Annotated in this window: 16 protein-coding genes; 11 read left to right on the top strand and 5 right to left on the bottom strand. The window is 72.0% G+C overall.

The genetic code is table 11. From position 1 onward, the window contains the following. The first annotated feature begins 96 nt into the window (after nt 1-96). The 7 genes from ftsZ (at nt 97) to NVV95_RS01875 (ending at nt 5,163) form a co-directional block, all read left to right on the top strand. Nucleotides 97-1,332 (top strand): cell division protein FtsZ, encoded by a 1,236-nt coding sequence (gene ftsZ, locus NVV95_RS01905; protein ID WP_259484845.1) that lies wholly within the window; start codon nt 97-99, stop codon nt 1,330-1,332. After that, on the top strand, nt 1,329-2,006 hold the full coding sequence (locus NVV95_RS01900) for a YggS family pyridoxal phosphate-dependent enzyme (protein WP_259484844.1): 678 nt from the start codon (nt 1,329-1,331) through the stop codon (nt 2,004-2,006). Before ftsZ ends, NVV95_RS01900 begins: the two co-directional genes overlap by 4 nt. Nucleotides 2,007-2,046: 40 nt before the next feature. Next, the gene (locus NVV95_RS01895; protein ID WP_259484843.1) at nt 2,047-2,556 is read left to right on the top strand and encodes a cell division protein SepF; all 510 of its coding nucleotides are present in this window, start codon (nt 2,047-2,049) and stop codon (nt 2,554-2,556) included. A 7-nt stretch (nt 2,557-2,563) separates the two neighbouring features. Continuing rightward, complete coding sequence (locus NVV95_RS01890; protein ID WP_259484842.1) at nt 2,564-2,869, top strand: YggT family protein; 306 nt, start codon at nt 2,564-2,566, stop codon at nt 2,867-2,869. A gap of 167 nt (nt 2,870-3,036) precedes the next feature. Next, entirely contained in the window at nt 3,037-3,675 is a 639-nt protein-coding gene (locus tag NVV95_RS01885) for a DivIVA domain-containing protein (RefSeq protein ID WP_259484841.1), read from the top strand. After that, a complete protein-coding gene (gene lspA / locus NVV95_RS01880) occupies nt 3,665-4,240 on the top strand; it encodes a signal peptidase II (protein WP_259484840.1) in 576 nt (191 codons plus the stop codon). The genes NVV95_RS01885 and lspA overlap by 11 nt, the downstream gene beginning before the upstream one ends. Nucleotides 4,241-4,242: 2 nt before the next feature. Beyond that, nucleotides 4,243-5,163 (top strand): RluA family pseudouridine synthase, encoded by a 921-nt coding sequence (locus tag NVV95_RS01875; protein WP_259484839.1) that lies wholly within the window; start codon nt 4,243-4,245, stop codon nt 5,161-5,163. Nucleotides 5,164-5,185: 22 nt separating this feature from the next. Here NVV95_RS01875 and NVV95_RS01870 read toward each other — a convergent pair whose 3' ends face one another. After that, nucleotides 5,186-6,316 (bottom strand): zinc-binding alcohol dehydrogenase family protein, encoded by a 1,131-nt coding sequence (locus NVV95_RS01870; protein ID WP_259484838.1) that lies wholly within the window; start codon nt 6,314-6,316, stop codon nt 5,186-5,188. Between the two features lie 99 nt (nt 6,317-6,415). On the opposite strand from NVV95_RS01870, the gene NVV95_RS01865 reads away from it, so the two are divergent. Continuing rightward, a complete protein-coding gene (locus NVV95_RS01865) occupies nt 6,416-6,994 on the top strand; it encodes a TetR/AcrR family transcriptional regulator (protein ID WP_259484837.1) in 579 nt (192 codons plus the stop codon). Nucleotides 6,995-7,068: 74 nt separating this feature from the next. Here NVV95_RS01865 and NVV95_RS01860 read toward each other — a convergent pair whose 3' ends face one another. After that, nucleotides 7,069-7,953: a glycosyltransferase family 2 protein gene (locus tag NVV95_RS01860; RefSeq protein ID WP_259484836.1), complete on the bottom strand. Its 885-nt coding sequence runs from the start codon at nt 7,951-7,953 to the stop codon at nt 7,069-7,071. Between the two features lie 132 nt (nt 7,954-8,085). On the opposite strand from NVV95_RS01860, the gene NVV95_RS01855 reads away from it, so the two are divergent. Next, complete coding sequence (locus NVV95_RS01855) at nt 8,086-10,605, top strand: glycoside hydrolase family 3 C-terminal domain-containing protein (RefSeq protein WP_259484835.1); 2,520 nt, start codon at nt 8,086-8,088, stop codon at nt 10,603-10,605. On the opposite strand, the gene NVV95_RS01850 is transcribed toward NVV95_RS01855, so the two are convergent. Both NVV95_RS01850 and NVV95_RS01845 read right to left on the bottom strand, forming a co-directional pair. Further along, on the bottom strand, nt 10,532-10,852 hold the full coding sequence (locus tag NVV95_RS01850; RefSeq protein WP_259484834.1) for a hypothetical protein: 321 nt from the start codon (nt 10,850-10,852) through the stop codon (nt 10,532-10,534). The two genes, NVV95_RS01855 and NVV95_RS01850, sit on opposite strands and share 74 nt — an antisense overlap. A gap of 72 nt (nt 10,853-10,924) precedes the next feature. After that, nucleotides 10,925-11,110: a DUF2188 domain-containing protein gene (locus NVV95_RS01845; RefSeq protein WP_259484833.1), complete on the bottom strand. Its 186-nt coding sequence runs from the start codon at nt 11,108-11,110 to the stop codon at nt 10,925-10,927. Nucleotides 11,111-11,249: 139 nt separating this feature from the next. Here NVV95_RS01845 and NVV95_RS01840 point away from each other — a divergent pair, with 139 nt between their 5' ends. Continuing rightward, a complete protein-coding gene (locus NVV95_RS01840) occupies nt 11,250-11,750 on the top strand; it encodes an SRPBCC domain-containing protein (RefSeq protein ID WP_259484832.1) in 501 nt (166 codons plus the stop codon). Between the two features lie 31 nt (nt 11,751-11,781). Here the strand turns inward: NVV95_RS01840 and NVV95_RS01835 are convergent, their stop codons facing one another. Further along, entirely contained in the window at nt 11,782-12,327 is a 546-nt protein-coding gene (locus NVV95_RS01835; protein ID WP_259484831.1) for a hypothetical protein, read from the bottom strand. On the opposite strand from NVV95_RS01835, the gene NVV95_RS01830 reads away from it, so the two are divergent. Then, nucleotides 12,326-12,454, top strand: a complete 129-nt coding sequence (locus NVV95_RS01830; RefSeq protein WP_259484830.1) for a hypothetical protein — start codon at nt 12,326-12,328, stop codon at nt 12,452-12,454. The two genes, NVV95_RS01835 and NVV95_RS01830, sit on opposite strands and share 2 nt — an antisense overlap. Nucleotides 12,455-12,457 lie beyond the last annotated feature (3 nt).

Here is a 12,457-nt window from a genome sequence, read left to right as displayed (position 1 = left end):
TCGGCGGCATCCTCCCGTAGCGTCGTCGTTGGAAATACATACTCGGAATAACTTTAACTTTCAAGTCGAACTTTAAGGTTCCAGCGGAGGCCGGACGTGACTTCAAACCAGAACTACCTCGCCGTGATCAAGGTCGTCGGCATCGGCGGTGGCGGCGTGAACGCCGTCAACCGCATGATCGAGCTCGGGCTCCGAGGAGTCGAGTTCATCGCCATCAACACGGATGCGCAGGCGCTCCTGATGAGCGACGCCGACGTCAAGCTCGACGTCGGCCGCGAGATCACCCGCGGCCTCGGCGCCGGCGCCGACCCCGAGGTCGGCCGCCGCGCGGCGGAGGACCACGCGGAGGAGATCGAGGAGGCCCTGGCGGGCGCCGACATGGTCTTCGTCACCGCCGGTGAGGGCGGCGGCACCGGCACCGGTGGCGCGCCCGTCGTGGCCCGCATCGCGAAGTCGATCGGCGCGCTCACCATCGGTGTCGTCACGAAGCCGTTCGGCTTCGAGGGCAAGCGCCGCGCGGCCCAGGCCGAAGACGGCGTCGCCACGCTGAAGAACGAGGTCGACACCCTCATCGTCGTACCGAACGACCGCCTGCTCGAGATCAGCGACCGCGGCATCAGCATGCTCGAGGCCTTCTCGACGGCCGACCAGGTGCTGCTCGCCGGTGTGCAGGGCATCACCGACCTGATCACCACCCCCGGCCTGATCAACCTCGACTTCGCCGACGTGAAGTCGGTCATGCAGGGCGCGGGCTCCGCGCTCATGGGCATCGGTTCGTCGAGGGGAGCCGACCGCGCCATCAAGGCCGCCGAACTCGCCGTGGCGTCGCCGCTGCTCGAGGCGTCCATCGACGGCGCGCACGGTGTGCTGCTGTCGATCCAGGGTGGCTCGAACCTCGGCATCTTCGAGATCAACGACGCGGCCAAGCTCGTGCAGGACGCGGTGCACCCCGAGGCCAACATCATCTTCGGTGCGGTCATCGACGACACCCTGGGCGACGAGGTGCGGGTCACCGTGATCGCCGCCGGGTTCGACGGCGGGGAGCCCAACGCCAACACCCCGGCGGTCGAGTCGCGCCGCGGCAGTTTCGTCGGCGCCGCCGAAGAGGTCGACCCGTTCGGGCGCACGGGTGCCGGTGCCGCCGCCTCGACCGGCGGACTGCGTCGCGACCAGCGGGCCGAGCCCGTCGAGGAGTCGCCCGCCGCCGCCCCCGCGCCGGCTCAGCACTGGTCGACCCCGTCGGCCGACCTCGGTCTCACCGGCGCCGTCGCGCTCGACCCGGCCTCCGAGGACGACGACGCCGACCTGGACGTCCCCGACTTCCTGAAGTGACCGGAGCACCCCTCGCCGAGCGTGTCGAGCGGGTCGGGTCCGAGATCTCGGACGCGGCCCGCTCCGTCGGTCGTTCGCGCGACGAGCTGACGCTCGTCGTCGTCACGAAGTACCACCCGGCCGCGCTCGTGCGCGAGCTGCACGGTCTCGGCATCCGGGACTTCGGCGAGAACCGCCACCAGGAGGCGCGCGAGAAGGCGACCGAGCTCGCCGACCTCGACCTGGACTGGCACTTCGTGGGTCAGCTGCAGACGAAGAAGGCCCGCCAGGCGCGCGAGTACGCGTCGGTGATCCACTCGGTCGACCGCACCGAGCTCGTCGACCGGCTCGCCGACGGTGAGCGTCCCCTCGACGTCTTCCTGCAGATCAACCTCACCGACGACCCGGAGCGCGGGGGAGCCCGGCCCGAGGAGGCGGAGTCTCTCGCCGAACGGGTGGCCCGCGCATCCGGCCTGCGGCTTCTCGGCGTGATGGCCGTCGCTCCGCTCGACGAGGAGCCGCGACCGGCCTTCGCCCGGCTGCGCAGCATCGGCGACCGCGTGCGCACGGTGGTGCCCGAGGCGAGGTGGATGTCGGCGGGCATGTCGAACGACTTCGCCGAGGCGATCGCCGAGGGCGCGACACACCTGCGCATCGGCACGGCAATCACGGGAATCCGGCCTCCCCGCGATTAATCTCGGGGGAGGAAGAACACGCACCCAACCGGAGGTTCCGATGGCCAACCCGCTTCGCAAGACCATGGTCTACCTGGGACTCGCCGACGAGGAGCTCGACTACGAGACTCCCGCCGCCGAGCCGCAGCGACAGGCGCCCGTCGCGCCCGTGCCGCATGCTCAGGCAGCTCCCAGCCAGGCTCCGGCACCCCAGGCCACCCGCGCTCCGGTGACCCCCCTCCGCAAGACCTCGCACACCTCTCCGACGAAGAATGTGGCTCCTGCTGAAATGAACGAAATCCTCACCGTGCACCCCAAGCAGTACAAGGATGCCCAGGTCATCGCCGAGAACTTCCGCGAGGGCATCCCGGTCATCATGAACCTGTCGCAGATGACGGATGCCGATGCGCGCCGCCTGATCGACTTCGCCGGCGGCCTCTCGCAGGGCCTCTACGGCAAGATCGAGCGCGTCACGAGCAAGGTCTTCCTGCTCTCCCCGTCGCACGTCTCGGTCTCCGGAGACGCCGGTGGCGAGGCTCGCGCGGAGTCGTCCTTCTTCGTCCAGTCATAATTGCTGAGTGGGTTCACTCGTAGCGATCATCGCGACCGTCGTCTATTTCGCGCTGCTGCTGTACTTCTTCCTGATGTGGGGTCGATTCATCCTCGACCTCGTGCGGACGGTCCGTCGCGACTGGCGACCGACCGGAGCGCTCCTGGTGGCGGCGGAGGCGGCCTACACGGTCACCGATCCCCCCATCAAGTTCTTCCGGCGCATCATCCCGCCGCTGCGCGTGGGCCCCGTGGCCCTCGACTTCGGCTGGAGCATCGTCATGCTCATCGTCATCATCGGCCTCTCGGTCGCGGGCTTCCTGCGCGCATCCTGAGCCCAGAGCAATCCTGAGACCAGACCATGTGCCCCGACCGGGGGCGCATGTAGTCTGAAAGCACTCGCACTGCCCCGATCGACCCGTTCATGGGACGTTCGTCAGGAATGTTGCTACGGTTAGCAACGCGTTATCACTGTCTGTCAAAGCAATAAAGGTGGAAGACCATGGCGTTAACTCCGGAAGATGTTGTTAACAAGAGATTTTCTCAGACCAAGTTCCGTGAAGGATACGACCAGGACGAGGTCGACGACTTCCTCGACGAGGTCGTGGTCGAGCTCCGTCGCCTGACGCAGGAGAACGAGGAGCTGAAGGCCCAGCTCGAGAGCGGCTCCGCTCCCGTCTCGGCGGTCCCGGCCGCTGCCGACGAGACGCCGGCTCCGGCCCCCGTCGCCGAGGTGCCCGCGCCCGTCGCTGCGGCTCCCGCCGCCACCCCCGCGCCGGCCCCGGCCGCCGAGGTCGAGGACGAGTCGGTCTCCACGACGAACCTGCTCCAGCTGGCGCGCCGTCTGCACGACGAGCACGTCAAGGAGGGTGCCGACAAGCGCGACGCCCTCATCGCCGAGGGTCACGCCACCGCCGCGCGCATCGTCGCCGAGGCCGAGACCAAGCAGCGCAACGAGCTGGCCCGTCTCAACCAGGAGAAGGCCGGCATCGAGCACCGCATCGACGAGCTGCGCACCTTCGAGAAGGACTACCGCGCCGGCCTGAAGGGCTACATCGAGGACCAGCTCCGCGATCTGACCTCCTCGAGCGTCGACAACGAGAAGACCCCGTCTTCCAGCTTCAGCGGCTTTGGAGCCTAGTCAGACCCAGAAGGCTCGCCCTCGGGTACTGATCGTCCTGGCGATCGTCGCAGTCGCGGCGGTCGCCATCGATCAGTTCACGAAGTTCCTCGTGGTTTCGAACCTCGAACTGGGTGAGGTCGTCCCCGTCGTGGGCGACCTCATCCAGTTCCGTTTCGTGAAGAACTCGGGCGCCGCCTTCTCGATCGGCAACGCGTACACCTGGATCTTCTCGATCCTGGCGGCCGCCGTGACCGTGGTGATCATCTGGTTCGCCCGGCGCATCCGCTCGTTCGCCTGGGCCTGGGTGTTCGGGCTGCTGCTCGGCGGCACCATCGGCAACCTGATCGACCGGCTCTTCCGGGAGCCCGGCTTCGGTGTGGGGCACGTCATCGACTTCCTCACCATCCCGCTGCTGCCGGCGATCTTCAACGTCGCCGACGTCTGCATCACCGGCGCCATGGTGCTGTTCCTCATCCTCACCCTCCGCGGTGTGGGGCTCGACGGCAGCCGCGGCGCCAAGCCCGAGAGCGACGCCGTCATTGACGCCGACGCGTCGCCCGTCACCGGCCCCGAGAGCCGCTGACCATGGAGTCGCGCACCCTCCCCGTGCCCGACGGGCTCGACGGCACGCGCGTCGACGCGGGCATCGCCAAGCTGCTCGGCTTCTCCCGCACCTTCGCCGCCGACGTCGTCGACGCCGGCGGCGTGAGCGTCGACGGCCGGCCGGTCGGCCGGAGCGACCGGCTGCGCCGCGACACCTGGCTCTCCATCGAGTGGGCGCCGAAGGAGGAGCCGCGGATCGTGCCGGTCATCGTGCCGGAGCTGGACGTCGTGTACGACGACGACGACATCATCGTGGTCGACAAGCCCGTCGGCGTGGCCGCGCACCCCTCGGTCGGCTGGGACGGGCCGACGGTGCTCGGCGCCCTCGCCGGGGCCGGCTACCGCATCGCCACGAGCGGCGCCGCCGAGCGCGCGGGCATCGTGCACCGCCTCGACGCGGGCACCAGCGGGCTGATGGTCGTCGCGAAGAGCGAGGAGGCCTACACCTGGCTCAAGCGGCTCTTCCACGACCGCGAGGTCGACAAGATCTACCACGCCCTCGTGCAGGGCCACCCCGACCCGTTCGCCGGCACCATCGACGCCCCCATCGGGCGGCATCCCCGCTCCGACTGGAAGTTCGCGGTCACCGCCGACGGCAAGCATTCGATCACGCACTACGACACGCTCGAGGCCTTCCGTGCGGCGACGCTGCTCGAGATCCACCTCGAGACGGGGCGCACCCACCAGATCCGGGTGCACATGGCCGCGCAGCGGCACCCCTGCGTCGGCGACTCGATGTACGGGGCCGATCCCGTGCTCTCGGCGCGGCTCGGGCTCGGGCGGCAGTGGCTGCACGCCATGCGGCTCGGCTTCGTGCATCCGCGCACCCGCGAGTACGTCTCGTTCGAGAGCCACTACCCGGCCGATCTGCAGCACGCGCTCGACGTCGTGCGCGACGACTAGCTCCCGCCCCGCGGGCCCTAATTCAGGGCAGCGTCACCACGAGCTTCGTCGCCGAGACGCCGGTGCGCATCCGGTCGACGGCGGGCTGGATGCTCGGCAGCCCGCTCCCCACGACCTCCGCCCGCGGCAGCACCCGGTGGCGGCCCTCGGCGAGGGCGGTCGGGAGGTGGTCGGCCCAGAGCATCCGGCCCACCTCGTTCGAGGCGAGAGTGCTGCCCCAGACGAACCGGGCGCGGATGCCGCGCGGGAGGCAGCGCAGCTGCAGCGCGAGGTTGCCCCGCACCAGCCCGGCGATCATCGCGACCCGGCGGGCGGAGAAACCGCCGCGGCGGGGCTGGTCGAAGAACGACACCGACGGGCTGGCGAGGGCGACCCGATTCGCGCCCGTGGCGGCGGCGATCGCCACGCACGGTTCGGCCGAACCGGTGGCGATGGCGAGCACCCCGGCAACCGGCTGCCCGCCGACCGCCGCGACCACCTTCGCCACCGCGTCGGAGTCGCGGTAGTCGACCGCCTCGGCGGCACCGAGCTCTCGCAGCAGGGCGTGGTTCGCGGGGGAGGCCGTCGTGACCACGCGGTAGCCGGCGGCCGCGGCGAGCTGCACCGCGTTCAGGCCGACACTCGTGCCGCCACCCCAGACCACGACGGTCTCGGCGCGCGGGGCGGCGCCCGGGGCCGGATGCGCGAGGCCGAGCTGATCGCCCTGGAACAGGGCCACGGCCGCCGTCGACACCGCGAGCGGCAGCGCCACCACGTCCTCGAAGGCCGATCCGTCGGGCACCGGGGCGGTGAGGCCCTCTTCGAGCAGCACGAGCTGCTGGAAGCCGCCCTCGCCGACATGGTCGCGGCCCTTCTCCGCTCCGAGTGCGTAGCCGACCACGCGGTCGCCCGGTGAGAACCGGGTGACGGCGTCGCCGACCGCGACGACCTCGCCGGCGACGTCCTCGCCGAGCACGGCGGGCTCGTCGAGCCAGCGGTACATCATCCGGCCGTTTGACTGGATCACGGCGTCCAGCGGGTTGATCGCGACGGCGCGCACCCGCACCAGGAGCTGGCTCGCGCCGGCGGTCGGGACGGGCGCGTCGCGGACGGTGAGGTCGGCGTAGGGGGCGTCGAGCCAGGCGGCGGTGTTGGGGGGAGTGCTGGCGGGCATCCGGTTCTCCTGTGCGGTCGTGGTGGGTGGCCGTGGTCACGGTCTCGATGACACGTCGTGCCATAGCCATCATGACACGGAATGTCATAAGGTGGTCGCATGACGCGATGGGCTCCGGATGCTGCGCTCCGCCTCGAGGCGGCGGCGCTCGACCTCGTGGCCGAGCAGGGCTACGCGGCGACCACCGTGCCGCAGATCACGCACCGGGCGGGTCTGACGACCCGCACCTTCTTCCGGCACTTCGCCGACAAGCGCGACGTCTTCTTCCTGCGCGATCGCGAGTTCCCCCGGGTGGTTGCGGCGGCGCTGGAGGGTCTGCCTGCGGAGACGGCCCCGCTCGCGGCGCTGCAGCAGGGTCTCGAACGGGCGACGTCACCGCTCGCCCAGTGGCGGGAGCCGATCCTGCGGCGTCGCGCGGTCATCCGCGCCGAGGACCAGCTGCGCGAGCGCGAGCTGCTGAAGTCGGGGCACCTCGCCGACGCGATCGCGGAGGCGCTCGTCGCCCGCTCGCGGCCCGGCACGGAGGTCACGCCGGCCGAGGCCCGGCTGCTCGCGTCGGTCGCGGTGCTCGTCTTCGACCGCGCGCTCGACTCGTGGCTCGACGGCCCGCCGCTCAGTCCCCTTTCCGCCCATCTGGCGGACGCCTGGCGCGACCTCGCGGCGCTCTTCGGCCCCTAGGCGCCACCCGGGTCGCGCAAAGTCCGCGTCCTTGGCGCTCGAGGGCGTTTTTGCGCGACCCCGCGGGCGCGTCGTCAGTCGGTGGGGGCGACCGCGGGCTGCTTCGGGACGCCTCCCCAGCGCTGCGCCGTGCGGGGCCCGCGGAGCGCGCGCTCGGCGTGCAGCGCCGGGTAGATGCCCAGGAAGACCGCCATGGGGGCCAGCAGACGCACGTCGCGGATGCCGTGGGCGTCGTAGGTGCGCTTGAAACGCTCGACGTAGTAGAAGTAGTCGCGCGGCGACGAGTCGAGGCGCCGCGCCGACATGCCCACCGTCATCGCCGAGACGTAGCCGATCTTCAGCCCCTTCAGGGCGAGGTGCACGGCGAGGTCGAGGTCCTCGTGCATGAGGTCCTCGCGGTCGGCGCAGACGTCGCCCCGCACCGCCAGCCAGGCCTCCTTCGTGATGGCCATGTTGGTGCCGAAGAGGAAGACGTAGTCGCCCGCGAGCTTCACCTGCAGCTTCCGCACGGTGTCGTCGGCGTGCAGACCGAAGCGCCGCATCGGCATGTCGTAGTACTCGACGGGGCCGCTCGCCGCCACGAAGTCGCCGGTGGCGAAGGCGCGCTGCACCTGCTCCACCCAGTTCGGCGCGAGGGCGGTGTCGGCGTCGATCCGCCCGATCACCGTGCCGGTCGCGGCGTCGAAGCCGGCGTTCCGGGTGGGGGTGATGCCCTGCTCGGCGTCCTGCGTGATCAGCCGGATGTTCGCCTCGGGGAACGCCTGGCTCATCGCCTCGACCGCCGCGCGTGTTCCGTCGGTCGAGCGGTTGTCGACCACGACGATCTCGTGCGCCGGCACCGTCTGCTCGATCGCCGCGACGAGACAGTGGCGGATGCCCGACTCCTCGTTGTACGCCGGGATCACGATCGACACCGTCGGCAGATCGGCGGCGAGGAGGGGGGCGAGGGAGTCGGTCACGTCGGGTCCTTCGGCTGGAGCGGTGGTCGGTGCCGTCAGTCTGGCAGAACGTGAGCGCCGTGCGACAGGTGCAGAGAAGCGTCGCGGGGCGGATGCGCGGGGACGGGCATCCGGAGCACTAGCGTGGGCGGGGTGAGTGGCGCGCGCGACGAGACGACGGCAGGCGAGGCGGACGACCGGCTGGAACGCCTGACCGCGGCGGAGAAGGTCGCGCTGACAGCCGGGGCCGACGCCTGGACGACCGTGGGTGTCGAGCGGCTCGGCATCCCCCTGCTCCGCCTGGGCGACGGGCCGCACGGCGTGCGCCGCCCGCGCGAGGGTTCGGGACTGTCGATGTTCGACTCGCATCCGGCGACGTGCTTCCCGACGGCCGCCGCCCTCGGGGCCTCGTGGGACGAGTCACTCGTGGGCGAGGTGGGCGCGGCCCTCGGCCGGGAGGCCGCCGCCCACGGCATCGGGGTGCTGCTCGGGCCGGGCGTGAACCTCAAGCGCACACCGGTGGGCGGGCGGAACTTCGAGTACTTCGCCGAGGACCCGCTGCTCTCCGCCCGGCTCGGAGCCGCCTGGGTGCGGGGCCTGCAGAGCACGGGGGTCGGCGCGTCGCTGAAGCACTTCGCCGCGAACGACACCGAGCAGCGGCGCTACGGCATCGACGTGATCGTCGACGACCGGGCGCTGCGCGAGCTCTACCTGGCGCCGTTCGAGCACATCGTGCGCTCGGCGCGTCCGGCCACCGTGATGGCGGCCTACAACCGGCTGAACGGCCGGCACTGCACCGAGTCGCGCTGGCTGCTCACAGGGGTGCTGCGCGAGGAATGGGGCTTCACGGGAGCCGTCGTGTCGGACTGGGGGGCGTCGTGGGACCGCACCCTCTCGGTGCCCGCGGGCACCGACCTCAGCATGCCGGGGCTCGGTCGGCGCGACGACGCCGTGATGACCCGCCGGTGGGCGACGGATGCCCGGCCCACCTCGCGCGGGCGGGGTGCGCTCGACGCCGCGGCCCGGCGGGCCTCCCGGGGGCGGGCCGCGCTCGACGCGGCGGTGGAGCGCGTGCTGCGGCTCGTCGACGAGCATGCGGGTGTCGCCGTGGATGCGCCGGAGCCCGACCTCGACGCGCACCACGAGCTGGCCAGGCGGGTGTCGGCGGCGGGGACGGTGCTGCTGCAGAACGACGGGGTGCTGCCGATCCCGGCGGGGGCGACCGTCGCCGTGATCGGGTCGATGGCCGCCGATCCGCGCTATCAGGGCGCGGGGAGCTCGCACGTGGTGCCGACCCGGCTCGACACGCTGCTCGACTCGCTCCGGGACGCGCTGCAGGACTCCGTGCGGTTCGCGGCCGGCTACGACGCCGCGACGAACCGCGCGAGCGAGCAGCAGCTCGACGAGGCCGCCCGGCTCGCGGCGGCGGCCGACGTCGCGGTCGTGGTGGTGGGGCTGCCCGAGACGTACGAGACCGAGGGCGTCGACCGCGAGCACCTGCGGCTGCCCGTCGATCACGACCGGCTGGTCGAGACGGTCGGTGCGGCGAACCCGCGCACGGTCGTGGTGCTCCAGAACGGCTCGCCGGTCGAGCTGCCGTGGCGGGAGCGGGTCGCGGCGATTGTCGAGGGGTACCTCGGGGGCCAGGCGGGCGGCAGCGCCCTCGCCGACGTGCTGCTCGGGCTCGCCGAACCGGGCGGGCGCCTGGCGGAGACCTTCCCCGAGCGGTACCGCGATCATCCGCTCGCCCACCTGCCGAACGGCCCCGCCACGGCCGAGTACCGCGAGAGCGTCTACCTCGGCTACCGCTGGTTCGACACCGCGGGCGAGCGCGTCGCCTTCTGCTTCGGCCACGGCCTCTCGTACACGAGCTTCGCGTGGAGCGAGCCGACGGTGCAGCAGCTCGGCGATGACCTGACGGTGCGGCTGACCGTGACGAACACGGGGGAGCGCGCCGGTTCCGACGTCGTGCAGCTCTACCTGCACGACGGCTCGACCGAGACCTTCCGGCCCGAGCAGGAGCTGCGCGGCTTCGCCAAGACGGCCCTCGAGCCGGGGGCGAGCGAGGTGCTGACGCTGACTCTCGATCGCCGGGCCTTCTCGTGGTGGAACCCCGCGGCCTCCGCCTGGCAGCTCTCGCCGGGGCCGTTCGAGCTGCGGCTCGCGCGGTCGTCCCGCGACGTGGTGCACCGGCTTCCGGTCACCCCGCCGGGTGAGGCGGTCCGAGCCTCGGCGGTCGCCCCCGCCCCGGCCCGGCTGCCCGCGGCCTACCTCGCACCGTCACGGGTGCTCGGCTTCCCCCGCGCCGACTTCGAGCGGATGCTCGGCCGCCCCCTCCCGCCCAACCGCACCGCGCGCCCCGGCCGCTTCACCCTCGACACGGCGCTCGGCGACATGGGGGGCTCCCGCGTGGGGCGCCTGCTGCTGCGGCTCGTGCACTCGCAGGCCGTGAAGACCGTCGGCGCGCCGGACGCTCCCGGGGTGCACTTCGCGGCCGGGGAGGTCGTGGCGCAGCTGACCTTCCGCATGCTGCCCACGGTGACCGACGGGCTGCTCGGCAGGCGCCGCACCCTGGCGCTCCTCCGGATCGTGAACGCGGTCAGTCGCGCAGGTCGTCCGGTGTCCTGGCTCCGAAGGGCTGGGACTCGTCGGGCTCGAGGATCTCGGAGCTGAAGTCGGGCCAGTCGGGCCGGGCGTCGCCCGGTGCACCCGCGGCGTCGGGCTCGGCGTCGTCGGGTGTGTCGGGCTCGTCGGCGCCGTCGTCGGCGCTGCCGCCCTCCTCGTCGGGGCTGCCCTCCTGGTCGAGACTGCCCTCCTGGTCGGGGATGCCCTCCTCGAGGATGGCGCCCGCGGGGTCGGGCGAGTCGGGCACACCCGCGAACTCGAAGCCGTTCTGATCGGGGTCGCTGGGAAGGGACATGGTGTTCTCCGTTCGGTGGTGATGTTCACGGCGCGGCCGTCGCGGCCTGGGCGGCTCGGCTGGCCGCCGCGGTCACTCGTGGTGGTCGGAGCCGTGGTGCTCGTGGTGCTCGCCGCGCCGCCGGCCGCCGTAGCGGCGCCCGGCCTCGACGGCCTCCTCCTTGGTGCGGAACGGCCCGCTGACGTTGCGCGACTCCCCGGCCTCGCGGTTGTACCAGGATCCGTCCTGGTGATACGTCTCGACGTCCTCCTGCGACATGGTTCCTCCTTCGTCGGAGCCTCCTGTCTACCGCGCCGGGCGGAGCGCGTCTTCCGACCGTCGTCGGAACCGTGTGCACCCCCCCCGCACGCCGGGCGCCGCCCTGGACATCCCGCCGCGCACTCGCGATGATCGACGCATGAGCGCTGCGCACACCCCCACCGGCCGCCGCGAGACCCGCGACGGGCTCGACGCCCTGGTGCTCGAGCGCGCCTTCCCGGATGCGGTCGACGTGGTCTGGGCCGCCGTCACCGAGCCGGCCAGCCTCGAGCGGTGGATCGGCACCTGGTCGGGCGACCCGGCCACCGGCACCGTCGACTTCGCGATGACCTCCGAGGGGGCGGACGTCGAGGCGGAGCCCGCGACGATCACCGCCTGCGAGCCGCGGTCGCGGCTGGCCGTGAGCCTCGGCGAGGGCTGGCGCCTCGAGCTCTCTCTCACCGAGGCGGCGCCGGGCACCGTGCTGACGTTCGCCCACCTCGTCGACGACCCCGCCGCCATGGCGGACATCGGCCCCGGCTGGGAGTACTACCTCGACCGACTCGGCGTGGCCCTCGCGGGCGGCGAGGTTGAGTCGGTCGACTTCGCCGACTACCACCCCGGTCAGTCCGCCTACTACCGCGACCTCTTCGCGGCCTGACCCGCCACCGGTGCCGCGCGACTCACGCGGGTCAGCGCTTCGTCAGCCGGTGCAGCCACCCGGCGGCTGGCCGTTGCTGCTCGCCCTGCTGGGCGGCCATCACGATCAGCGTTCCGGTCAGCGCCGGGATGAGCCACTGCAGCGCACGCTGCTTCGTCTGCGCCGCTTTCAGGGACGTCGATGCGTCGGGCGACGGCTCGGTGACGCCCTCGGTGCCCTCGTGGGCACTCTTGCCCATCTTGGCGCCGAGGAGGCCCGAGTACAGGCTGGCGCCGGCGGCGACGAGCGTGATGGTCAGCTTGACGTTGGTGTTCGTGCGCGCCTCGGGCTGAGCCGCGAGCCGGCCCTTGTTGCCGAGGATGAGCCCGGCTCCGCCGATGGCGTGGGCCGCGAGGGCGGTGAGCTGCACGGGGGCCCACTTCGCCCAGCCGAGCGAGGAGAGCGCCAGGCGCTCGGCCGGGTCGTGCGCCTTCGCGGTGGCGCCGTTCAGGCCCACCGCGCCCATCAGGGTGCCGCCGAACCAGGCGGCGAGCCCGAGGTCGTGCAGGGATCGGACGAGGGTGTTGCGTTCGGACATGGTCGTGCCTTCCGGTCGTGCGGTCGGTGAACTCCTCACCCTCGTCGCTCCCGGTGTCGACGCGAGCGGGTTGACGCCGGTGGCCGCGGGGCGCATGGTCCGCGCGGATGTCGGTGGTGCCGGGTAGAAA

Origin of the sequence: Herbiconiux gentiana, assembly GCF_024978135.1 — a bacterium.
Taxonomy (GTDB): Bacteria; Actinomycetota; Actinomycetes; order Actinomycetales; family Microbacteriaceae; genus Herbiconiux; species Herbiconiux gentiana.
This window is presented reverse-complemented; position numbering and strand designations above follow the sequence as displayed.

Coding starts and splice junctions, on each gene's coding strand:
- NVV95_RS01895 (WP_259484843.1), top strand. CDS start 2,047: ATGGCCAACCCGCTTCGCAAGACCATGGTCTACCTGGGACTCGCCGAC.
- NVV95_RS01885 (WP_259484841.1), top strand. CDS start 3,037: ATGGCGTTAACTCCGGAAGATGTTGTTAACAAGAGATTTTCTCAGACC.
- NVV95_RS01875 (WP_259484839.1), top strand. CDS start 4,243: ATGGAGTCGCGCACCCTCCCCGTGCCCGACGGGCTCGACGGCACGCGC.
- NVV95_RS01870 (WP_259484838.1), bottom strand. CDS start 6,316: ATGCCCGCCAGCACTCCCCCCAACACCGCCGCCTGGCTCGACGCCCCC.
- NVV95_RS01865 (WP_259484837.1), top strand. CDS start 6,416: ATGACGCGATGGGCTCCGGATGCTGCGCTCCGCCTCGAGGCGGCGGCG.
- NVV95_RS01850 (WP_259484834.1), bottom strand. CDS start 10,852: ATGTCCCTTCCCAGCGACCCCGATCAGAACGGCTTCGAGTTCGCGGGT.
- NVV95_RS01845 (WP_259484833.1), bottom strand. CDS start 11,110: ATGTCGCAGGAGGACGTCGAGACGTATCACCAGGACGGATCCTGGTAC.
- NVV95_RS01840 (WP_259484832.1), top strand. CDS start 11,250: ATGAGCGCTGCGCACACCCCCACCGGCCGCCGCGAGACCCGCGACGGG.
- NVV95_RS01830 (WP_259484830.1), top strand. CDS start 12,326: ATGGTCGTGCCTTCCGGTCGTGCGGTCGGTGAACTCCTCACCCTCGTC.
- NVV95_RS01835 (WP_259484831.1), bottom strand. CDS start 12,327: ATGTCCGAACGCAACACCCTCGTCCGATCCCTGCACGACCTCGGGCTC.